This window comes from Polyangium sp. y55x31 (genome assembly GCF_029946505.1).
GTDB lineage: Bacteria > Myxococcota_A > Polyangia > Polyangiales > Polyangiaceae > Polyangium.
Genome location: NZ_JARZHG010000005.1, coordinates 112,788 through 134,643, shown reverse-complemented (window position 1 = coordinate 134,643; position 21,856 = coordinate 112,788). Strand labels below are relative to the sequence as shown.

The 21,856-nt window shown below is 68.8% G+C and carries 16 protein-coding genes; 7 read left to right on the top strand and 9 right to left on the bottom strand.

Translation table 11 applies throughout. The features are described 5' to 3' along the window. Window positions 1–51: 51 nt before the first annotated feature. Window positions 52–1,797: a hypothetical protein gene (locus QHF84_RS12030; RefSeq protein ID WP_281313391.1), complete on the bottom strand. Its 1,746-nt coding sequence runs from the start codon at window positions 1,795–1,797 to the stop codon at window positions 52–54. A gap of 123 nt (window positions 1,798–1,920) precedes the next feature. Here QHF84_RS12030 and QHF84_RS12025 point away from each other — a divergent pair, with 123 nt between their 5' ends. Then, entirely contained in the window at window positions 1,921–2,307 is a 387-nt protein-coding gene (locus QHF84_RS12025; RefSeq protein WP_281313390.1) for a hypothetical protein, read from the top strand. Window positions 2,308–2,359: 52 nt separating this feature from the next. Here the strand turns inward: QHF84_RS12025 and QHF84_RS12020 are convergent, their stop codons facing one another. The 4 genes from QHF84_RS12020 to QHF84_RS12005 all read right to left on the bottom strand — a co-directional run bounded on the left by QHF84_RS12020 (window position 2,360) and on the right by QHF84_RS12005 (window position 7,512). After that, window positions 2,360–3,148, bottom strand: coding sequence for a hypothetical protein (locus QHF84_RS12020; RefSeq protein ID WP_281313389.1), 789 nt, complete (start codon window positions 3,146–3,148; stop codon window positions 2,360–2,362). Next, a complete protein-coding gene (locus QHF84_RS12015; RefSeq protein ID WP_281313388.1) occupies window positions 3,145–4,617 on the bottom strand; it encodes an alkaline phosphatase family protein in 1,473 nt (490 codons plus the stop codon). The genes QHF84_RS12020 and QHF84_RS12015 overlap by 4 nt, the downstream gene beginning before the upstream one ends. A 241-nt stretch (window positions 4,618–4,858) precedes the next feature. Beyond that, complete coding sequence (gene glf / locus QHF84_RS12010; RefSeq protein WP_281313387.1) at window positions 4,859–5,983, bottom strand: UDP-galactopyranose mutase; 1,125 nt, start codon at window positions 5,981–5,983, stop codon at window positions 4,859–4,861. A 185-nt stretch (window positions 5,984–6,168) separates the two neighbouring features. After that, a complete protein-coding gene (locus QHF84_RS12005) occupies window positions 6,169–7,512 on the bottom strand; it encodes an erythromycin esterase family protein (protein ID WP_281313386.1) in 1,344 nt (447 codons plus the stop codon). A gap of 255 nt (window positions 7,513–7,767) precedes the next feature. Here QHF84_RS12005 and QHF84_RS12000 point away from each other — a divergent pair, with 255 nt between their 5' ends. After that, window positions 7,768–8,139 (top strand): helix-turn-helix domain-containing protein, encoded by a 372-nt coding sequence (locus QHF84_RS12000; RefSeq protein WP_281313385.1) that lies wholly within the window; start codon window positions 7,768–7,770, stop codon window positions 8,137–8,139. A gap of 358 nt (window positions 8,140–8,497) precedes the next feature. Here the strand turns inward: QHF84_RS12000 and QHF84_RS11995 are convergent, their stop codons facing one another. Next, a complete protein-coding gene (locus tag QHF84_RS11995; RefSeq protein WP_281313384.1) occupies window positions 8,498–9,217 on the bottom strand; it encodes a hypothetical protein in 720 nt (239 codons plus the stop codon). A 123-nt stretch (window positions 9,218–9,340) separates the two neighbouring features. Between QHF84_RS11995 and QHF84_RS11990 the strand changes: the two genes are divergently transcribed. Further along, window positions 9,341–10,201: an MBL fold metallo-hydrolase gene (locus QHF84_RS11990; RefSeq protein ID WP_281313383.1), complete on the top strand. Its 861-nt coding sequence runs from the start codon at window positions 9,341–9,343 to the stop codon at window positions 10,199–10,201. A gap of 215 nt (window positions 10,202–10,416) precedes the next feature. After that, complete coding sequence (locus QHF84_RS11985) at window positions 10,417–10,716, top strand: KTSC domain-containing protein (protein ID WP_281313382.1); 300 nt, start codon at window positions 10,417–10,419, stop codon at window positions 10,714–10,716. A 25-nt stretch (window positions 10,717–10,741) separates the two neighbouring features. On the opposite strand, the gene QHF84_RS11980 is transcribed toward QHF84_RS11985, so the two are convergent. Next, window positions 10,742–12,310 carry a hypothetical protein gene (locus tag QHF84_RS11980; protein ID WP_281313381.1) on the bottom strand — a complete coding sequence of 523 codons (1,569 nt, stop codon included), beginning with the start codon at window positions 12,308–12,310 and terminating at the stop codon, window positions 10,742–10,744. 267 nt (window positions 12,311–12,577) lie between these two features. Further along, window positions 12,578–15,595, bottom strand: coding sequence for a kelch repeat-containing protein (locus QHF84_RS11975; protein ID WP_281313380.1), 3,018 nt, complete (start codon window positions 15,593–15,595; stop codon window positions 12,578–12,580). Window positions 15,596–15,798: 203 nt separating this feature from the next. Between QHF84_RS11975 and QHF84_RS11970 the strand changes: the two genes are divergently transcribed. Both QHF84_RS11970 and QHF84_RS11965 read left to right on the top strand, forming a co-directional pair. Beyond that, window positions 15,799–17,625: a right-handed parallel beta-helix repeat-containing protein gene (locus QHF84_RS11970; RefSeq protein WP_281313379.1), complete on the top strand. Its 1,827-nt coding sequence runs from the start codon at window positions 15,799–15,801 to the stop codon at window positions 17,623–17,625. Window positions 17,626–17,718: 93 nt separating this feature from the next. Continuing rightward, entirely contained in the window at window positions 17,719–19,722 is a 2,004-nt protein-coding gene (locus QHF84_RS11965; protein ID WP_281313378.1) for a hypothetical protein, read from the top strand. A 7-nt stretch (window positions 19,723–19,729) separates the two neighbouring features. On the opposite strand, the gene QHF84_RS11960 is transcribed toward QHF84_RS11965, so the two are convergent. Beyond that, window positions 19,730–20,815, bottom strand: coding sequence for a hypothetical protein (locus QHF84_RS11960; protein ID WP_281313377.1), 1,086 nt, complete (start codon window positions 20,813–20,815; stop codon window positions 19,730–19,732). 53 nt (window positions 20,816–20,868) lie between these two features. Here QHF84_RS11960 and uvsE point away from each other — a divergent pair, with 53 nt between their 5' ends. Continuing rightward, on the top strand, window positions 20,869–21,798 hold the full coding sequence (gene uvsE / locus QHF84_RS11955; protein WP_281313376.1) for a UV DNA damage repair endonuclease UvsE: 930 nt from the start codon (window positions 20,869–20,871) through the stop codon (window positions 21,796–21,798). Window positions 21,799–21,856 lie beyond the last annotated feature (58 nt).

Genomic DNA, 21,856 nt, shown 5'->3' with positions numbered 1-21,856 from the left:
GCTCTGCGAGCTCGCTTCGCGATCTCGCAGAGCGCCGAACCGTTCGGCGCTCTAGGGATCGAAGGGTTTTCCGAACCCACGCGACGGCAGCTCCGCGAAGGAAAAACCCTTTCGGCCCTCGGTGATCCACGTGAGCGAGGACGAATCGAGATCACGGTCGAGCTCGAAGCGCGCCGATCGCGGGCCACGCGGGCCGACGTCGAGGACCGTGACGCGGACGCCCGGCACCGTGAAGACCTCGCCCGGCGCGATCGGGGCGTCCTGGCTGCGGAAGAGCGCGCCCGAGCCCATCGGAAAGAGGCTGTGCTCCGGAGGCACGCGTACGTCGAGCGTGCGCGCGTCGCGCCGTAGCACGAGCACATGGCCCGTCTGTGCGAGGATCCGCCAGCGCGCGGGCAAACGGCCGCGATCGTCGAGCGCGAACGGCAGGAAAAACGCGCTCGCCATGCAGCGGATCACGACCACCTCGGCGTCCTCCGGCGCCTCGATCTGCCCGCGCAGCTCGGCCGAGTGCTTCGTGAAATCGTCGGCGGACCTCTGCTGCCTGCGCGCCATGAGCCACGCGGTCCCGGGGCCGTGCACGAAGTGCGCGAAGCCGAGCGCCACCGCCGCGAGCCCCGTGAGCTGCGCCGCCACGCTCCTCGGCCGGCGCGCGTCTTCGTCGCTCGCCGCGGAGAACCACGCGTATTCGAGGAGCATGCCGACCGCAGGCGCGATGCCGAGCAAGCTCGCGCCGAGCACACGCGGCGAGGGCACCACGGGCAGCACCGGCACGAGTGCGAGCACGGAGCCGAGGAGGAGCCACGCGACCTTCGGGCGGCGCGCCTCGTCCTGCGCCGCGTACGCGCGCCGCAGCGGCACGTAGAGCAGGGCCGCGGTGCCGATCGCCAGCGCCACGGGCAGGACGATCGAGGTGGTGTTGGGCAGCAGCGTCTCGTCGTCGAGCGCGAGCCATCCATCCGCGAGGAGCGTGACGAACCTGCGCGGCACGGCCCGCAGAAACAGGCCCGTCTCGCGGAATGGATCCGTGTAGAAGCCCGAGCCGAACGAGCCATACCCGCCCCGGTGCCGCACGTAGAGATACGCGGCCGTGGGCAAGACGAACGTCGAGACGAACCCGATGCGCCGGAGCAGGCTCTCGCGTTTGCCCACGATCTCCAGGGCGAGCACGTAAGCGCCGAAGCACACGGCGTACTCGCCGGAGAGCAGCGAAAGCGTGAAGAGCCCCGTCGCGAGCGCGGCGTCTCGAAGCCTTCGTTCCTCGCGGAAACGCGCGTGCGCGACGAGGCCCGCGATGCCGAACGTGAGCGAGAGCAACGCCTCGCGGTTGGCGAGCCATGCCAGCGGAATCGCGTGCGCGGGCGCGAGCGCGAAGACGATCGTCGCGATCGCCGCGGCCCGCGCCGAGAGCGCGCGCCGGAAGAGGGCGCGCGCGCCGAGCACCATCGCCGCCCACCAGGCGAACGAGTGCAGGTGCATGAGGAGCGGCACGCCGCGGAATGCTTGATGCTCAAAGTAACGGAGCGCGCTCGCGAGCGGACGGAAGAAGCGGATCTGGAGCTCCGGGTGCGCCCACCAGGGGAGCATGCCGCGCTCGACGAGGGCCGTTCGATCCGTGTCGTTGATGAAGTCGTAGAGGTCGAACGGACCCCGCTTCCCGGGGAACGTCCCCTCGATCATCGAGGCCTGGAGGTAATCGTCGAGCAGGAAGGGCGTACGGATCGCCGGCAGGTAGACGATGACGCCGAGCAGCAAAATGAGCGCGAGGCCGATCCAGAGGCGGCGACCTTCTGACAACGCTGCAATTGTCGCGCGAAGCTGCGGGGCGCGGGAAGAGCGAGGGGCCGCGTCGTTCGTCATTGTCGACAAGGAGGTAGTTGTGGAGGGCGCGGCATTCGGGTACTCTCAAACCACAAACTCGTGAAATACACTAGCGTCACTTGGTTGGTCCTTGGTCTCTTCGGCGCGAGCTTCACTGCCTGCGCGACCTCCGAGCGGCCGGAGTTCGGCAACCAGCCTTCCGGCGGCGACGGCGGCTACGGCGGTGACGTCGGAACCGGCGGCAGCGGCGGCGAAGGCGGCGCCGGCGGGTCCGGGAGCACGGCGTCGAGCTCCAGCAGCAGCAGCGGCGGCGGGCCGGTCTGCGTGGACCAGTGCAACGCCGACGCGGACTGCCAGAATAGCTGCCCCGCGGCCCCGCAAGGCGCCGTCAACTGCTGCGACGTCCCGACCCACGGCTGCTACGTCGTCGGCTCGTCCACCTGCCCGACGGGACAGGGCGGCAGCGGCGGCACGCCAATGTATTGACGGTTCTTGCCCAAGGTGGGGGGTGCTGCCCACGCCTCTCGGCGAGGCAGCGTCAGAATCGTCGATCGACCCGGACGGCAATCGTCGGCCCGAGGCCCCAAGCGGCCCCGCGGCAGGGGTCGATGTCGCCATACTGACAGGGAAATCGATCGACCACCCACGCGGCCCCCGCGGACGCTCCGATCGCGAGCGAGCCCGGCTCGCCGTGCCCCTTGATCCATTGCCGCACGCCGAGGGTCGCATACGCCCATAGATCGAGCCCATACCCGCCGTCCAGGGTGATCGCCAATCGTTGCGTCACCGGGACGTCGAGGCCGCCGGTCACGTGCGAAAGCGCGAACTGCGCCTTCTGCGTGTAATAATTGCGGATCAGCGAATACCCCATCTCCGCCCGCACATTCACGCCGTCCAGGCTGCCGAGCCGCATCGCCGGCGCGACGGAGAGGCCGCTCGGGCCGAAATACTGCATTCGCCCCCCGATTCCGAGACCGACCTCGACATAATCGGAGGAGAACGCCCCGCGCACGCGGGCATGCACGATGGTGCCCGGGCCCTCGGGGACGAAAACGAACGCGAACGGAGAGAGCTCGAAGCCGACCTTGAAGGGCCGCTGGAAGTAATACTCGACCGACAGATCCCCGATCGCGCCTCCGCCCGGCCCGATCAGGTTGAAGAACGGGCGCACGGTGCCCTGCACGCGCACCATGTTCCGCGCGAGCGGCGGGAGCATCAAGGGCCGCTTGGCCTCGGGCGCGGCCGCTTCCTCGGCGGCGTCCGCGCGCGCCGCCCCCGCGGCGAGGGCAAGGACGAGCGCGGCTGCATGGAGCGACGTCCGCCTCATCCGGTGACCCTCGCGACCTCGAATTCCTGTGCGTGGCGCAGCAAGGAGCCGAGGCGCTCCTCGTGCGAGCGCGTGTCGATTCGATCGAGGGGAATCGCGCCCGCGCGGAGCGCCGCTTCGATTCCCGGTTGGCTCGTAAAACGGAAGCTCACCTCTTCCACGCGCCGCCGGTCGATCTCGATGCGCGGCAGCCTGCCCATGGGCCCCGGGGGCAAACCCACCCGCGAAGGGTCGATGCACGACGCGAGATCCGCGGCCGCATCCATGCGCGACCCGAGGCTCTCGATGCCGAACCGCGTGGCCAGCGTCGCCGCGATCGAGACGTGCTCGAATTGCGTGGAGACGACCTCACCCGCGCGCACGGACGGGCCGATCACGAGGGAAGGGACACGGAAGCCGAGCTGGCGAAACGCCGGGCGTGGGTCCTCCGTGGTCGGCGGGGACACGTGGTCGAAAAACCCGCCGTATTCGTCGAAGGTGATGACGAGGAGCGAGCGCCCCCATTGCGGGCTCTCCTGCATCGAGCGCACGATGCTCCCGAGCAAGGCCTCACCGAGGGCCAGGCTGTGCGGCGGGTGGAGGTCGGAGGACCAGAAATCGGGATCGATGAGGGAGAAATTGGGCAGGTTGCCGGTGCGCGCGTCGTGGAAAAAGGTCTCGATCCGCGTGGAGACCATCGGATCGTTGCCCCCGAGCGTACGCCCCCGAAAGCCTGCGTGATACCAGTGCGCGACCCCGGCGGCGTACGCCTTCGAGGACCAGCAACCTTTCCCGAGCTTTTCCCAGATCGTCGCCGGCCCGTCCGTGATCGGATCGTTCGTGGTGATGCCCTCCGACGTCGCGGCGTGCAGGAAAAACCGGTTCGGCCAGGTCGGCCCGAGCACGGACGAGAACCACCGATCACAGACGACGTATTGATCGGCCAGCGCATAAAATAGCGGGATCTGGCTCCGATCGTGGTACGTCATCGCGTCACGCTGCCGCCACGCGGCGCCCGTATTCGCCCGCAAAAAGCCGTCGTTCCGCCCCCCGGCGAACGCGGTGTGCGCCGCGTCCCAGGTATGCAGCGGGCCGTGATGATCACAAGGCGCCTCCGCCCGATGCATGGCAATCGAGGTGCCGTCGTCGTCCTCGTTCGTCTCGCCGCCTTCGAGCCCGTCGACGGCTTCCCGCGCTGGATAATCGGGATCCAACGCGAGAGCGCCGAAGAAGTGGTCGAAGGAGCGGTTCTCCATCATGACGACCACGAACGTGTCGATTCCGGCGAGCAATCGCCTCGGCGAGGGCGCGCCATGGGCGTCGAAATCGGGCCCCACGGCCGGCGCCGTGCCCCCGGCCTCGCAACGATCGGGCCCAGGCGCGCACGCGCTTCCGAGCGCCGCGGCGCCGATCCCGGCACCGAGCCCCTTCAGCGCCGCGCGACGCGACACCTGTCCCGCAAGCCCTCGCAGAGAATTCCGTCGTGCCATGCCTGAGCTCGGTACAACATCAGCACGACTTCGAGGTCGAGCAAGCTCGATCGTTCCCGCATGAGGCTTTCTGCCTCCGGGAATTCGAGGACCTCACGTTACGGAGTGATATCGAGGCAGGGGGCGACGAACGCCCGGTCCCGTGGAGTCACGGATTCCCGGAACGCCAGAAATGATCTCCGGGGTCCCGCAGGGTCGGCCGGAGGCGGCCGCGCCGCCGGGACCGCTTGCTGGCCTTTCGCTAGGCAGCGGTCGCGAACGTCGTCCACCTGCGCGACAGGCCGGTGAGCTTCGCGTAGAGCGTGAGCGCCTGCGCGACCACCTGGTCCATGTTATAATACCGGTAGGTCGCGAGCCTGCCGATGAAATGGACGCCGGGCGTGGCCGCGGCGAGCGCCTCGTACTTCCGGTAGAGCTCCGCGTTCTCGGGCCGCGGGATCGGGTAACAAGGGTCGCCCTCGGCGCGCGGGTATTCGTACACGACCGTCGTCTTTGGGTGCTCCTGCCCCGTGAGGTACTTGAATTCGGTCACGCGCGTGTAGGGGTGCTCGTTCGGGTGGTTCACGACGGGCGCCGGCTGGAAGACCGGGGTGTTCTTCGTCTCGAAGCGGAACTCGAGCGAGCGATACGGGAGCTTGCCGTAACGATGATCGAAATAGGCGTCGATCGGCCCCGTGTAGATGACCTGATCGTGCGGGATCGATCTCTCGACCTCGCGAAAATCCACGCCGAGCATGACCTTGATGTTCGGGTGGTCGAGCATGCGCTCGAACATCCGCGTGTAGCCGCGGAGCGGCATCGCCTGGTACGTGTCCGTGAAATACCGGTCGTCGCGGCTCGTCCGGACCGGGATGTGCGTGGTCACCGAGGCGTCGAGCTCGGAGGGATCGAGCCCCCATTGCTTGCGCGTGTAATTACGGAAGAACTTCTCGTAAAGCTCGCGCCCGACCTTGCCGACGATGACGTCCTCGCTCGTCCGCGCGCGCGCGATTCTCTCGGCGCGCTCGGCGAAGAACACCTCGAGCTCGAGCGACGTCAGGCGCAGGTTGTACAGGCGATTGATGGTGTCGAGGTTGATCGGGATCGGGACGAGCTGCCCGTCCACGGACGCGAGCACCCGGTGCTGGTACGGCCGCCACGCGGTGAACTGCGAGAGGTAATCGAAGACCTCTTTCGAGTTCGTGTGGAAGACGTGCGGCCCGTACGCGTGGACGAGGAGGCCGTCGTCGTCGTAATGGTCGTATGCGTTGCCTCCGATGTGGCGACGTTTGTCGATGAGGAGGACCCGCTTGCCGGATCCACGCGCGAGCCGCTCCGCCAGCACGCTGCCCGAAAACCCTGCGCCCACGATCAGCCAATCGAACATGGATCCTCCGTGGCGTCGACATGCCCACTCGAAGCAGCGCCCCGGTCGAACGGCGCGCCCCTCGCGTGTGCGGCTCCGCGCGCGCGCGGGCCATCCATGGCCAGGTCTTTACGCCTCGTCGTGGGCATGGGGGCCCTCCTAGTGCTCGCCGCGCGAGCGGGAAGCCCCTTCATGAGCAAGGCGGCTCAGAGCCCGGTCGGGTACGTCTCCGGCGCCTCGCCTGCTTCCCAGCGCGCCGTCTTTTCGAGGGGCTCGACCGCGTGCGTCAGATCGAAATGAATGACCGCGTCGAACTGGGCGGCGAGGTCGGCATAGAAATAATGACTCGCCCGCTCGGTCGCCGGCAGATACACGACCCCGATCGCCCGTTCGAGCCGCTGCCTGTGGAGCGGCCCGAGCCTCGGATCATGCAGGAGGAGCGCGAACTTTTCGATGCCCGTGGCGTGCAGGATGGCCTCGTAACTGTCGGGACGCGCGGGACGCACGCGTTTTTGCTCGACCTCGGCGCCCCAGCCCGACGCGGCCGAGACCATCCCCGCATACGTGGTGAAACCGATCGAAAAAACGTCCGGGTGGCGCTCCTTCACGAGCTGGCCGACGTTGAGCTCGCCCTCGCGGGACATTTCGGTCGCCCGCGCGTCGCCGAGGTGCGAGTTGTGCGCCCACACGACGACCTTGGCGGGCGAGCCGCGCCGGCGCCCGAGGTGCGCCCGCAGCGCATCGAGCGTCTCGGCCATGTGCTCGTCGCGCAGGTTCCACGAGGCGGCCCCGCCGCGGAACATCGCGCGATAATAACGCTCCGCGTTCATCACGAGGCGCGCGTTCTGCTCGGCGAAGAACGCCTCGTCCTCGCCCTCCTCATCCGGCCCGCGGCGGGCATACTCGGGCGCGCGCCGCTGGATCTCCAGGAGCTGCCGGACCACTTCGTCCTCGCACGATTCCGCCATCCCGACGCTCGTCGCATACCCGTACGCCTGCGTATCGTGGCCGAAGACCTCGAAGCACCCGTATCGCTGCCTCGCTCGCTCGGCCCCTTCGGGATCGATCCGGTCGAGATACGCGAGCACGGCATCGATCGACGTGTTCATGCTGTAGAGATCGAGCCCGTAGAACCCGGCGGCTCGGTGGGGGTGGGCGTCGTTGTGCTCCCGGAGCCACTTCACGAAATCGAGCACGTCCGTGTTTCGCCACATCCACGCGGGGAAGCGCTCGAATCCGCCGAGCGCTTCGAGCGGCCCCGGGTCCGGGCCCCTGCCTCGGACGAAACGATTGATGCGATAGGCGTCGGGCCAGTCGGCCTCGACGGCGACCGCGCAGAAACCCTTCTCCTCGATGAGCCGGCGCGAAAGGCGCGCGCGCTCGCTGTAGAACTCGTGCGTCCCGTGCGACGCCTCCCCGAGCAGGACGATCGTCGAATCCCCGATGGCATGGAGCAATGCATCATGGTCGTGCCGCGTCCCCGCGAGCGGGAGAGCGCACGCCGCCACGGTGCGAGGCAGTGCCCCCTCTTGCAGCGCATGCGTAGCCATGTGCGCGGTCATGGTACGTCATGGTCGGAATCACAAGCTGCCATTGAGGTCTCGCGTGTGTGGAGGCCGCGTGAGCGTCGGCTTCTCCCGACACCGCTCGCGCGCCGGCCGGAGCGGGCCGCGCGCCCGCGATCCAGAGGCCTTGGATGCAGCGCATCGCCCCTGAGAACAGCAGAATGTTCGCCTAAGTAAAACTTGATGGGAAGATGACGAAATCATGTTTGGCTGGGCTCTTGTTGTGGCATAGTCAGCGCCATGCCTAGACGAAAGACTGCTGCTCCCTTCACTTCCAAGATTGGTGCCCGTATCCGTGCGCCCCGCGTCGAGCGGAACCTGTCCCTGGCCCAGCTCGCGGACGCGGGTGGTCTATCGAAAGGCCATCTTTCGAGCGTCGAACACGGGCTCGCGGCGATCACGGTCGAGACGCTGGAGCGCATCGCGCTCGCGCTCGAAGCGCTCCCGATGGATCTCGTGACGTTCCCCGAAGAGGACGATCGAGGCCGGATCGCCGACCTCGTTCGCAAATTGCCGAAGAAAGATCTGACGAAGCTGCGCCGCGAGATGCAGGCGCGCGCTCCGGTCGAGGCGCAAGCCCCGACGCGCCGCCGCACGAGCGCGCGAGCATAATCCGGGGGCGCTTGGACTCAGGTGTCCCCGGGCAGCTTGGGTATTTTTTCGTAATACCTCGGATCCGAGGGCTGCGTCTGCGGGGGCGTCGGCGTATGCAGGGCGTTCGGGGGAATGTGGCCCTCGGCGTCGGCCTTCGGCGCCCGAGGCGGCCCGCTCGGGGGCACCTCTGGCTCGCTTCGATCGTCGGGTCTCGATTTCTCCTTCCGCATCACCTTCGTGCTCCTGTATGCCGCGGACGCGCCCTCTCGCGCCCGGATGAGCCTCGGTATGCAGAGGCCGTGCCGAAAGCGCTCGTGTCCGTCCGCCGCGCTGCGGCGCGGTCAATGAGCCCCGCGCCGCGGCCCCACGCCCCGCGTCACTTCGCTTTGCCGCGTAGCCTCGCGGCGAGCCGCTCGGCCTCGGCCACTGCCTGAACGCCGTACTCGTGCGTCGAGATCCAGAACTGCCCGCCGGGAATGGGCGCCTTGACGACAGGCACGCTGAACGCTTTGCCATCCACCACGATCGCGATTCGCTCGTCCACGTGCTCGCGCGTCGCCGCGTGGAACCGCTCGCCGCCCGCGGCGTCGAGCGTCACGGTCACGACCCCCTGCCGGATGGGCGCGCCTTCCATGCCCACGCTCGCATCGACCACGTTCGCCTCGGTGACGATCGGCTCTCCGGTGAGCACGTACGTGCGCAGGCCGATCGATTGCGTCTCCCCCGCCTCGTTTTCCTGGATCACGTCGCCGAGGACGAACCTGCGCCCGGCCGGGAGTGGTTGCGCCGAGAGCCACGGCGAGAAGCGCTCCTTCGCCTGGGTGTCCGTCTCGCCGGGCTTCTTGAGCAGCACGGCGTAATGGTTTGTCGCGTGCGCGCCAGGCCCCGTGGGCACCAGCTCGACGCGGAGCGACACGCCTTCGGGCAAGGGGCCCACGGGCTTCGCGAATGCGTCGAAGCGATCGTCGACCAGGACGATCTCCATCGTCATGGGCTGCAAACCCGAATCGTCCGCGGCTTCGACGTTCTTCGCGTAGCCGAACGGCGACAGGGCGAGCGCGGCCAACAACGTCATCGAGGCGCGAGCGGCATCCATGATCGTTTTCGTATCCCAGCCCCCGTGGCGTCGTCAATCCGTGGCGTCCGTCACCCGCCGCCGAGCCCGCCGGGAAAACTCCGCGATTTGACTCCACGGCAAACGCACCCCAGGGGATCCCGGATGAAACCGAAACCAACGAAGCGCCTCGTCCTGCCGCCCGGCGCGGAGAATACCGGGGGAGCGGGCTCCATCTTTTTCGTCGGCACGGCGACCGTGCTCCTGCGGTATGCCGGCTTCACGATCCTCACGGATCCGAACTTCTTGCACGCCGGCGACCACGTTCATCTGGGTTATGGCCTGACCTCGGAACGTAAAACGAATCCGGCGATCGACCTCGCGGACCTGCCGCCGGTGGACCTCGTCCTGCTCTCCCATTTGCACGAGGACCACTTCGACCGGCGCGTCGCGCGCGAGCTCGATCGATCCTTGCCGATCGTCACCACCGAGCAGGCCGCGGCGTCCCTGCGCGGCATGGGGTTCGGGCGGGCCGAGGGGCTCGAGCGCTGGGGGGCGATCGTCGTGGAGAAAGGCGCGTCGCGCGTCCGCATCACGGCCATGCCCGCGCGCCACGGCCCGCCCGTCGTCTCGCGCTTCTTGCCCGACACGATGGGCTCGATGCTCGATTTCGAGTCCCCCGCGCTCCGTCTCTACGTTTCCGGCGACACGCTCGTCCACGAGGACCTCCGCGCCATTCCGCGCAGATACTCCGGCATCGACCTCGCCTTGCTCCACCTCGGCGGGACGAGGATCCTCGGCGTGCTCGTCACGATGGACGCAGCGCAAGGCGTCGAGGCCCTCCAGATCCTCGACCCGCGCAAGGCCATCCCGATCCATTACGACGACTACACGGTCTTCCGCTCGCCGCTCGAAGACTTCGTCAAGGCCGTCCGCGAAGCCGGCCTCGAAGATCGCGTCGTGTATCTCGCGCGAGGCGATACGTTCACCTTCGACGTGAAGGAACCTGGCCGCCGCGCGGCCTGAGATCCCCCATCCATCGGGCTCCGCGAAACGATCGCGCCGGCGCGCGGCCGCCGCCTGCTACCCTGCGCTTGCTTGCTTCGCCCAGCCGAGCAGCCACGCGCCGCTGGGCCGCCCCGGGCGAGCGGGGACGAACCCGGTTTGCCGGCGCCCCGCGGACAAACGGGGCAGGCAAGTTCGTCCCGGGACGGGCACGTTCGTCGCGGAACGTGGTCTGCATGCAGAACCGCCGCTCCATCATCGGTGATCAGGGTTTGCCCGCGGACTGGGTTCGTCCGTGCGAAACCGAGGCAGCCGAAACCTTCCCGCCGCGCGTCCCGGTGACGTCCACGAGCTTGCGCAGCGTCGGGTACAACCCCGAGGCGCGCGAGCTCGACCTCGAATTCAAGGATGGCAGGCTCTACCGCTACAGCGGCGTGCCCCCCGAGGTGCACGACGAGCTGCTCCACGCACCCTCGCTGGGGAGGTATTTCCTGGCGAACGTGCGTGGACAGTATCCGTGCGAGCGGCTCTGCTGAAGAGCAGAGCCGAAAAGGGACGGGCTCAGCGCGCGTCGAAACGGAGCAGGGGCGCGCTCGCGATGGGGTTCCAGGTGAAATCGCCGCCGAGCGAGTACACGAGCGCGATCGGGATCTCGTACCGATCGAGGGTGTAGGTGATCGTCACCTCGAGATCGTCGCTGCCCGTCACGAGCGCCTTGCACGTCTCGCCCAAGGCCTTGCCATTGGACGGGCCCTTCGTCCCGCGGTTCGTCGCGATCTTCACCTCGGCGCAGTTGAAGGCCTTCGCGAGCTTCTCGCGCTCGCCCTTCAGGCCGTTCTTGTATTTCGTCTCGGCGGCGCTCTTCGCGGCCTTCGCCTTCGCCTCGGCCGCCTTCGCGTCCGCCACCGCGGCGGCGTCCCCGCCGTCGACCTTCTGGAGGTCCGCGGCCGCCTTCTCGTATTCGCTCGACGCGATGTCGAACGGAACGCGCAGGCGCCGATCGATGCCGTCGCCCTGCAGGTGCAGGTTCCACGTCACGCTGAGCTTGCGTTGCCCCTTGGTGAGCGCCGTGTCGTCCACGTAATCGGTGATCGTCGCGGCTTTCACCGAGCCGGAGAGCTCGTTCTTCGTGAACGTCACCTCGGGCCTCTGCGTCGGCACGTCCTCGCGGGAAATGCCGAGCAGGCTGAGCTTCGCCTTCGCCATGTCCTGGTAGACGACCTTGTTCTCCTTGACGTACACGAGGACGTTGCCTGACGCGTGCACCATCTCGCCCGTGGGCATCTTGACCATCTGGAGGGTCAACGACGGCGGCGGCAGATCGAATTCGAGCGGCGCGCTCTCGATGATGTCCGCCCGCGTGTACCGGATCGGATAACGCAGCTCGAGGTGCGAGAGCGGCACGGAGGGCGCGTCCTTCGAGGCGTCCTTGGCCGCCGTCATCGTGAGCACGTTGTTCCGCGCGCTCCGATTGCCCTCCGCCTCCTCGCGGACGGGCACGAAGGCGACGTGCCCGGACGCCTTGTCGCGGATACGCACGGAATCGCCGACGAGCGCCAGATCGAACGCGCCCTCGTCGAACACGGAGGCGTACGATTTCACGAACACCTTGTTCGCCTTGACCACGATGCGGCCGCGGATCTGCGAGGGCGGCATGTCGGCGAGCACGACCGACTCGCACTCGTTCTTCCGCGACATGAGCCGGATCTTCTCCCCCGGCCGCCAGACGCTCTCGTTCGTCGAGCTCGACTCGTTCCGCCACGCCGAGGGCTTCTCGCCGGTGAACGGATCGGCCTTCGCGTCGTCGGGGACGTTGTTGAAATGGAGCGTGTAGGTCGTGTTGAAGAGATCGCCCACCGAATCGGGGCCGAACTTGCACTCGACCTCGCGGTCGCCATTGACGAAACGCAGGCTGCCCTCGAACCACGCGTCGGAGAGCACCTCGCCCGTGTCGTTCGTCGCCTCGATGATGATGCCGAGGCCATACGCGGAATTCTGGTCGCGCGTGCTGAAGCTGCCGTTGTCGCGCACGCTCGGCATCGCGCGCTCCGACGAGTACGGGTGGAAGAGCTGGAGGTCCTTGATGCTGACCTGGATGCTCTTCGTCGAGGGGGGCGTCGTCGACTGCACGGCCGCCCCCTCGCTCCCCGCTGCAGGCGCCGCGCCCGAGGATGCAGGCGCAGCGGCCGACGACGTGCCGGAAGCCCCCGGCGCAGCGCCCCCCGAGGCGCCCTCCTTGTTTCCACACCCCGACCCCATGCCGGCCCCGAGAAGGGCGGCGAGGAGAACCCACCGTGTAAAATGATTGTCCGGACGCATTGCGGGCCACCGTCTGCGATGTGACCCGCCCTTGTCAAGGAATTTGCTCCCGAACACTACCGTACCATACGGAACGGCCTACCTCGCCCGCCCGCGTCGCCGTCGCACGGCAAACCCGAGGAGGACCGCCGCCGCGGCCGCCGGAAGGCCGGTCGGCGCAGGTCCGCTCGTCCCGCAGCCACAGCCGCCGCCGCTCAAGCGCACGTTGCTCCCGCCCGCGCCGGTGGGCCCGTCCCCGCCCGCGCCGGCGTTCGTGCCGCCCGTCTCCGCACTGCCGCCGCCGCCCACACCGCCGCTGCTGCCCGCGCCGCCTGCGCCTCCGCTGCCGCCCACGCCTCCGCTGCCGCCCGCGCCTCCGCTTCCCCCTGCGCCTCCGCTTCCCCCTGCGCCTCCGCTGCCGCCCGCGCCATCGGGCGTGCACACGCCGCCCTGGCACGTGCCACCCGCACAGAAAATGCCATCGGGTTTGGCCGGGTACGAGCACACGCCGCTCGCGGGATTGCAGGTGCCCTCCCCGTGGCAGGCGTCGGGCGGCGCGCACGTGATCGGGTTCGAGCCGAGGCATGCGCCGGCCTCGCACGTATCCACCTGCGTGCAGGCATTGCCGTCGTCGCAGGACGTGCCCGCCGGCTTGACGTTCGCGGAGCATTGCCCGGTGACCGGATCGCAGGCGCCGGCGTCATGGCAAGAATCACTCGGCGCGCAGACGACCGGGTTCGTCCCGACGCACGTGCCCGCCTGGCACACGTCCGTCTGGCTGCAAGCGTCGCTATCGTTGCACGAGGCGCCGTCCGGCTTCGCGGGGTTCGAGCAGCCGGTCACGGGATCACACACGCCGGCCTCGTGGCAATCGTCGGGCGCGGCGCAGACGACGGGGCTCCCGCCCATACACGTCCCCGCCTGGCAAGCCTCTCCCGTGGTGCAGGCGTCCTGATCGCTGCAAGGCGTGCCGTCCGGCGCGCTCGGATTGGTGCAGATGCCGGTCTGCGCATTGCAGGTGCCTTGCACGTGACAGGCGTCGCTCGGCGAGGTGCAAACGACGGGGTCGGTCCCGACACACACGCCGTTCTGACAAACGTCCTTCTGGCTGCAAGCATTGCCATCATTGCACACGGGGCCGGTGAACAGCGCGCAGGTGCCGTTCGTGGCGGCGCCGGCGACGACGGAGCAGGCATCGCAGGTGCCGGCATTGCACGCCGTGTCGCAGCAGACGCCGTCGGCGCAGTAGCCGCTCTGGCAATCGAGGCCGGCGGCGCAGGCCGCGCCGAGCGGGCTGCCCCCGGTGAAGAGCTCGGAGGTGCCGAGGTACGTGAAGAGGCCGTGCTGCCCGCCCGCGACGAGGACCGCGCCATTGTCGAGCAGCGCCGCCCCGTGGCGATGACGCGCGCCGACGAGCGAGACGGCAGGGGTCCAGGCGTTCGTCTCGACATGATAGATGTCCGCGGTGCTCGACGACGTATTGTCCGGGAGCAAGCCGCCCACGACGAGCACCTGGTTGCCCGGGAGCAACGTCGCCGTGTGAATGCGCCGAGGATTGCTCATCACGCCCGCCGATACCCAGACATTCGCGTCCGGATCATAAAGCTCGGCGGAGGCGATGGACCCATTCGAGGAGCTCGTCCCGCCCGTGACGAGCACGTCGCCCGACGGAAGAAGCGTCGACGTGTGCTGCGCGCGCGCCACGTTCATCGGCGCGGCGGCGGTCCAGGCGTTCGTCGCCGGATCGTAGATGTCCACGGAGACATAGGTCGGCGAGCTCGTGCTCGGCGCGCCGCCGATCGCGAGCACCCTTCCATTCGGCAGCGCCTGGAGCGCGTGGTTGACGCGCGGCACGGTCATGGGGCCGGTCGGCGACCAGGTATTCGTGTTCGGATCGTAAACCTCCGCCGACGCGATCGCTGCGCTGTTGAAGTCGATGCCACCCGCGGCCATCACCTTGCCATTGTCCATCGACGTGAGCGCGACGACGCAACGCGCGACGCCGAGCGGAGCCGCACTGGACCAGGCATTCGTGGTGGGCGTGTAGATCTCGGTGTATTTGAGGCAATTCGCGCCGCCGTCCCAGCCTCCGGTGACGAGCACCCGGCCGGTCGAGAGGACCACCGATTGATGCCCCGAGCGCCCGTACGCCATGGGAGGCCCGTAGGTCCAGGTCCCGGTGGCGGGATCGTAAAGCTCGCTCGAGGTCAGGTATTTGATCCCATTGTGCCCCGAGGCCACGAGGACCTTGCCGCTCGGGAGCAGGCTCGTGGTGTGATAGGCCCGGTTTGCGTTGAGGGCCGCGGTCGGCGCCCACACCGGATCGACGAGCACCTCCTCCCCGTTCGTGTCGACCCAGAGCTCGATGGTCTCGCCGCGCGCGACGAGCCGCGCCCGGGCGGCCTTCCCCGAAGCCGCAAACGCCTCCGGCGCCGTCACGCGAATTCGCGAGACGCCGCGTCCATCGACGATCTCCACCGCATCCCCCGCCTGCCGCACCTCCGCGCCCTCGATCCTCCACGCGGCCGCAGCCCGCTCCGGCGTCGCCACGCCCCGCTCGAGCCACAACCATTCCTCGTACCCCGCCGGCGTCACCGTCCAGAACGAAGTGCCGTCCGCTCGCCCGTATGCGACCGCGTGCGCGGCGATCGCGCCCTCTCCGCCCGCGCCGATCTCGCGCACGTGCACCGAAACATCGCCGGGCAACACGAAGCGCACCGGGTCTTCCGCGCGACGCGGGAGCCGCATGGAAAGCCCGCTCGGCCAAAATAGGGGCGGCTCCGCATGCGTCACCTCGACCGCGGCCTCGGCGGGCACGGCCGGCGAACGCAGCACGCGCGCCTTTTGCGCGCCGCTCGTCGCCGGGGAAAAACCCTCGTCGCTCCCCACGAAGAGCGCATCCGTGTCGAGGATCCGCGCCGCCTGCGCCGGAAAACGCTCGCGCAGCGCCGCGGCCTCGCGAAGGAGCAAACCAGGCGTGAATTCGGCGGTCTCGACGCTCCCCGACACGCCCGGCGCCTCCTCGCCGCTGCACCCCGCGCCGGCCCAGGCGAGGCCGAACGGGAGCAGGAGGAGCGGCGCGACGAGGGCGCGCCGGTAGGCGCGGATCGATTGCATGCGTGGATCTCCTGGAGCGGGTCGGAAAGATGTGATCGAAGACCTGGGGACGCGCGGCGTCAAGCCCCTCCCGCGTCAATGGCGGGCAGCCGACTTTCGTATCGCACGGAAACGACCTCGACGACGCTTGACGATCCGAACGAAACTCCGTGAGATGAATGCCTTCCCCCGCCATGCCGGCGAGGGGCGCGCTGGAGATTGTCATGCTTTCGAAGATCTCTCGTTCGACTTCATTCGCCGTGGCCCCCGTGCTCCTGGGGCTCCTCGGGGCGCTCGCGCTCACGCAAGGCTGCGGCACGGATCCCGGCCCGGGCGCGAGCGGATCGTCCTCGTCGGGGACCAACGCGGGCGGCGCGGGCGGCGCAGGCAGCGGAGGCACGGGCGGCGTCGGGGGCACGGGCGGCGGCGGCGGGAGCGGCGGCATGGACGCTGGCCCGACGTGGGATCCGACCCTCGGATGGACCAACTTCGAGGAGAGCGCGGACACGCAAAAGATCTACGTATCGAGCTCGGGCGGCGACGACAACAACGACGGCCTTTCGCCGGAGAAGGCTGTCAAGACGATCGCAAAAGGTAAGCAGCTCCTGCGTGACGGCTACCCGGATTGGCTGCTCTTGAAGCGCGGCGACGTCTGGAACGAGGGGCTCGGCACGTGGACCTTGTCGGGCCGGAGCACGACGGAGCCGATGCTCGTCTCGACGTACGGCGATGCCGCGGCGCGTCCGCTGCTCGAGACGGGCGCGAAGCGGGGGCTCTCCGCGGACGCGGGCGTCACGCTCCAGCACCTCGCTTTCGTGGGTCTCCATTTCCATGCGAACACGCGCGACCCGGCGAGCCCCGATTTCGTGGGCCCGGCGGGCGACGAGGGCGTGGTGTGGCTGGCCCAGGGCGGCGACCTGCTCTTCGAGGACCTCATGATCCAGTCCTACACGGGCAACATGAGCATCCAGGGCATTCAGGGGAAAATCAACAACGTCCGGCTGCGCCGCTCGGTCATCGTCGATGCGTACGAGATCGAAGATCCCAATCCCGAGGTCCAGCTCGACGACTCCGAGGGCCTCTATGCGACGAACGTCGACGTGCTCGTGGTCGAAGGGAACGTCTTCGATCACAACGGCTGGAATTCGGACGTCCCGGGCGCGAACGCGACGATCCACAACCACAACGTCTACATCCAGTCGTCGTGCACGAAGGTGACGATCCGCGACAACATCACCACGCGCGCGGCGAGCCACGGCTTGCAGGCGCGTGCGGGCGGCGTCGTGGATGGAAACCTCGTCGTCGACAACCCCATCGGCTTCTCGTTCGGCCTGACGAACGGCTCGGCGACCCCGGTCTCCGGCGGCGTCACGGGCACGGTGACCGGCAACGTGGTGCACGACGCGGGCGACATCACGGCGGCCGAGCCGCGTGGAATCGCGCTCCAGATCGGGAACATCAAGTCGGCGGTCGTCGAGGACAACATCCTCACGCACGACAAGACCGCGGGCAGCAATTACATCGCGATCGAGCTCACGCGCAAATACGACCCGATGCAGGTGCCGGACGAGGCGATCAAGGACCTCACGATCCGGAACAACATCGTGCACGACTGGCGCGGCGGGATTCGCTTCTCCACGACGGCGCTCACGAACGTGAAGGTCGAGGGCAACGATTTCCAGTCGCCGCTCCGGGGCGAGGAGCTCGTGCGGTTCTTCAACCAGGACTACAACGCGGGCGTGACGTTCGGCAAGAACCGCTGGTTCTCGAGCGCGCCCGAAAAGAGCTGGTTCGAGTTCGGCTCGAATGCGATGGGCATTTCGTACACCGAGTGGGTCTCGAAGTCCAAGGAGGCGGAATCCACGAACGCGGCCGTCTCGTACCCGGATCCGGAGCGCAAGCTCGGCACGTATCACGCATCGGTCGGCAAGGAAGGCACGTTCGAGGCGTACATCGCCGAGGCGCGCAAGCAATCCCGCACCAACTATCGATACGAGTACACGGCGGAAGGGCCGATCGCCTACATCCGCGCGGGATTCGGCAAGAATTGACGGAATCGGAGCGCGCCCCGCCGCGGGCGCGCTCGCCCCTCCCCGCCGCGGGACACGCTTGACACGACTGACGAAGTTTGTCTTGCTGCCCGCATGCCTCGCGTGTTCTCTTCGCTCCTCTTCGCGCTCACGCTTTCCCTCGCGGGCTGCACGGGTGCCCTGCGTGGGACGGCGCTTTCGGAAGCGCCGAAGCCCGCCGCGGTGACGGCCCGCGCGACGGCGGCCGAGCCCGGCGGCTTGCGCGTGCTCGCGAATGGGAGGACGACGCGATGGGAAACGGAGGGCGCGTGGCTCGCGACCGACGAGGACGAGCTCGGCGCGCTCTGGAATGCCGTCGGCAAAGAGGAACCTCTGCCGCGCGTCGATTTCGATACCCACGTGGTGCTCGGGGTGGCCTACGAGGGCGGCGTCTGCGAGCCGGAGATCGAGGCGATCGAGGTCGATGCCGCGGGCACGTTGAGGCTTCGCACCGCGCATCTTGCCGGTGAGTGTATTCTGGCCGCCGTGAGCGTCGCGCGGGTCCTTGCCGTCCCGCGACGGATCTTGCCGCCGCGGTTCGTGTTCCTCGCGACGCCGCCCCGCCCGGCGTACGCCTTCGATTTGCCGGCGACGAAACCGAAGGCGTCGGCTCCCACGCCGGAGCCTCCTCCGGTTCCTCCCCTCGAACGCCCTTCCCTGCCCGCCCCGCTCGGCGTGGTCGCGCTCCCGGCGCGTGGCCACATCGCCCTCCGCACGCTCGACGATGGGCGCGCCGTGTGGGTGGTGGCCCATCGCTCGGGCGCCATTTCGGTCCTGTCCGCCGACAACCCCGCGTACGAGAATTCTCCTTGGCTCCGCAAGAAGGTGCAATGGCTCCCCAGGGTCGGTCGATTCGGCTCGGAGCACGATTCCGCGGGGCGCTCGGTGCAGGGCGCCCCGCCGCTCGAAACGCGGCTCTTCGCGCGGCAGAGCGACGGGCGTATCGCCATCGGCGATCCCGCCCCGCTCGCGCCGGGCCTCATCGAGCCTCGCGCCGAAGCGCCGACGCTGGAGGGTTCGACGGAGCCGTACACGGATCTGCCGCTCTTCCCGCTCGACGAGCTCCCGGAGGGCCGCATCGCGCTCGTGGACAGCGCGCTCGTCCTTGGCGCCTCCGGCCCGATGCGCCTCTGCAACGAGCCGACGAACCCCAAGCTCCTCGACCGATTCCGGGGTTGTCCGGACGACGCCCCCGCGGTCGTGGGATCCCCTTGGGAGGAGCGATCCAGGGTGACGATCCTGACCGCGCCGGTGATCGTACGGCGGCGCCGAGGCGCGCTGGATCTCGCGATCTGGGCATCCGACGGGATTGGCGGGATCGCCGTGGAACGGCCCCCGCCCCCGCCGCCGGCCCCGCGAGGCGCGTCACGCGCGCGTGGCGCGTTGACGCTCGGCGCCGCGGCGCGCGGAGACACGAGAGGCGCGAACGACGGTTTTTCCCTGAATTGTGTCGCCGCAGGCGGCTCGCCGGACGAGACCTGGACGTTCACGGCGCCGCGCTCCGGCCTTTATGCGATCCAGCTCGAAAGCGATTACGACGGCGCGCTCGCGCTTTACCACGCGGGCGGAGGGCTCCTCACTTGCAATGATGATCGGTACGGCTACGGGGGCTCGTCGATCGTGCACGTCTCCCTCGCGCGGGGCGCGCAGGTCCAGGTCGTCGTCGACGGGTTCGGCGGCGAGGCGGGCGCGTACACGCTCCGGGTCCAGGAGGAGGCGCCGCTCGCGTATGGCGGCGTGCTCGAGCTCGGGCGCGAAGTCGCCGGGGATACCACGAAATCCACCGACGACCACGTCGCGAACTGCACATCCTACGGCAACGACGACGCATGGTCGCTCGAAATCAAGGAGTCTGGCCCTTACGTCTTCCGCGTCGAGGCGCGGGGCTGGACGCCGGTGCTGTCCATCCTCGCCGACGGCGCGACGATGCCGCATGCGTGCACCATGGGGCGCTCGCCGGGTCACCCGCTGGTCAAGGAACATCACCTCGAACGCGGAAAATACAAGATCATCGTCGACGGGCCCCAAGAGAAGGACGCGGGACCCTATCGGCTGCGGGTCGACCGAAAAGCCCCGTAAACGTTCTTCAAGGGCGCGGCGGCGGCATCTTGAACCCCATGGCCGAGAGCAGGCGATCGAAGTCGTCGAAGGGCATGCTCCCGCCGGTCGCGCCCGGGTGCCCGTGGCCCGAGTCTCCGGTGAGCGGCGCGCCGAGGCCGTGCAGGTAACGCAAGAGGTCCGGCTCGGCGCGGCTCCGCATCGCGAAATTCACCCGGCCGGGCAAATAATCGTAATTCGCGGCGATCACGATGCGATCGGCGAACCGCGCGGCCGCGCGCTGGGCCACGAGCGGGTGCACACGCGCCCCGGAGCGGAAAGGCAGGAGCACCACCTTCCCCGCGAAATAAGGCCTCGATCGCGCGCACCTTTGCACCTCCGCCGCGACCTCGGCGCGGATCTCGCGGAGTTTGTCCACGCCCGGCACGCGCCCCTTCGCCACGTCCGCCGGCTCCCGCGCCCGGAGCAGCACCTCCCACGCCGCCGCGATGTCGTGCGCGGCCGAGCGTCGCGGCGCATTCAAGAGCACGATCGCCTCCCGCAGGCTCGTGCGTGGAATATCGCCCATCATGCCCTTCACCACGTCGGGTAGCGGCTCGGCCCCGAGGTCCGCAATCGCCCCGAGCAGCCCGAGCCACGCAGAATCGCGGACATCCGCGACGTCACGAAAGAGGTGCCACGCGAGCAAGCTCGTCGCGGCCACGGGCGGGTGGCCGAAGGCGCTCACCACCGTCGCGCCCGGGGGAAAACCACTCGTGGGTGCGTGGTGATCCACGAGCAAGGTCGGCAGGCCCGGAAGGATCGGCTCGCCGCGGCTGCCCATGTCGAGCACCACGAGCGCGTCCGGCTTCGCGGCGGCAATCCGCGCCCGCAACGCGTCCGTGTGCACGTGCTCCCCCTTGCCCGGCAGGACAGGCACCACCTCGGCCCCCAGCCGTTCGAGCGCTCGGAATGCGAGCGCCCCCGCGGACAAACCATCGACGTCTCCGTCGGGCACGAGCACGAAGCGCCCGCGCGCGTGGGCCCGGACGAGCGCCCTTCCGGCCTCCATCGCCGCGGGATCCGCGGGCCACGCCTCGGCTTGCTCGATCCTCTTCTCCGCCGCTGCTCCCATGAAAAACGTATGGGGCTCCCGGATCCGGACGTGGGCCCTATTTGCTCGCTTCCATGGAAAAGTATCGCCTCGGCTACGTCGCCCAGAGTTTGTCCTTGAAGATCGGCGCGAGCCACACCTGCCGCGTTGCCAATGCCACGCCCGCCCGCCTCCTCGACCTCACCGCGCAGAACCTCGCGGAGCTCGAGCAGATCCTCCTGTTCAACGAAAAACACGGGATCCAGGTCTTCCGCATCGGCTCCGGGCTCGTCCCGCTCGCTTCGCACCCCGTGAACGAGGTCCACTGGTGGAAACACTTCGTGCGGGATTTCGACAAGATCGGCGAGATCGCGCGGCGCTCGGGGCAGCGGCTGTCCATGCACCCCTCGCCCGCCGGCGCGTCGCTCGCCTCGGCGCGGCCGGAGGTCCGGCTGGCCGCCGAAAAGGAATTGCTTTATGCGACGCGGGTCCTCGACATGCTCGGCCAGGGCCCGGAGGCGCGCGTCGTGCTCCACGTCGGCGGGGCCGCGCCCGATCGGGCGACCGCGATGGAAGCCGCGCACCGGATGCTCGACGCCCTGCCCGACGACGCGCGCCGCCGCCTCGCCATCGAGCACGACGACCGGACCTGGAGCGCCCGCGAGGTTTTTCCGCTCGCCCGCGAGCACGGCCTGCCGTTCCTCGCCGATCCGCTGCACAACGCCGTTTTGCCCTCGGATCCCGTGGTCCCCATCGCCGAGCTCTTCCGCATGGCCAACACGACCTGGCTGCCGCTCGGCTTGCGGCCCAAGCACCACCTCGCGAGCCAGAAAAAGGACGGCCCTCCCGGCGCGCACGCCGATTACATCGATCCCAAGGATTACCGCGAGGCCGTGGCCGCGCTCGAGGTGCCGAGCGATTTCATGATCGAGGCCAAGCAGAAGGACCTCGCGCTCTTCAAGCTCCAGCGCACACGCCTCGAACCGGCGAAGCCGAAACGCGCAGCGGTCGTATCACGCGCCTGACCCGAAAATGCGGGAGGACATGGACCGGCTTTGACGTGCCCGCGGAGCGGCCCGACGT

Coding starts and splice junctions, on each gene's coding strand:
- QHF84_RS12000 (WP_281313385.1), top strand. CDS start 7,768: ATGCCTAGACGAAAGACTGCTGCTCCCTTCACTTCCAAGATTGGTGCC.
- QHF84_RS11990 (WP_281313383.1), top strand. CDS start 9,341: ATGAAACCGAAACCAACGAAGCGCCTCGTCCTGCCGCCCGGCGCGGAG.
- QHF84_RS12015 (WP_281313388.1), bottom strand. CDS start 4,617: ATGGCACGACGGAATTCTCTGCGAGGGCTTGCGGGACAGGTGTCGCGT.
- QHF84_RS11975 (WP_281313380.1), bottom strand. CDS start 15,595: ATGCAATCGATCCGCGCCTACCGGCGCGCCCTCGTCGCGCCGCTCCTC.
- QHF84_RS12020 (WP_281313389.1), bottom strand. CDS start 3,148: ATGAGGCGGACGTCGCTCCATGCAGCCGCGCTCGTCCTTGCCCTCGCC.
- QHF84_RS11970 (WP_281313379.1), top strand. CDS start 15,799: ATGCTTTCGAAGATCTCTCGTTCGACTTCATTCGCCGTGGCCCCCGTG.
- uvsE (WP_281313376.1), top strand. CDS start 20,869: ATGGAAAAGTATCGCCTCGGCTACGTCGCCCAGAGTTTGTCCTTGAAG.
- QHF84_RS11960 (WP_281313377.1), bottom strand. CDS start 20,815: ATGGGAGCAGCGGCGGAGAAGAGGATCGAGCAAGCCGAGGCGTGGCCC.
- glf (WP_281313387.1), bottom strand. CDS start 5,983: ATGTTCGATTGGCTGATCGTGGGCGCAGGGTTTTCGGGCAGCGTGCTG.
- QHF84_RS11965 (WP_281313378.1), top strand. CDS start 17,719: ATGCCTCGCGTGTTCTCTTCGCTCCTCTTCGCGCTCACGCTTTCCCTC.
- QHF84_RS11995 (WP_281313384.1), bottom strand. CDS start 9,217: ATGGATGCCGCTCGCGCCTCGATGACGTTGTTGGCCGCGCTCGCCCTG.
- QHF84_RS12005 (WP_281313386.1), bottom strand. CDS start 7,512: ATGGCTACGCATGCGCTGCAAGAGGGGGCACTGCCTCGCACCGTGGCG.
- QHF84_RS11985 (WP_281313382.1), top strand. CDS start 10,417: ATGCAGAACCGCCGCTCCATCATCGGTGATCAGGGTTTGCCCGCGGAC.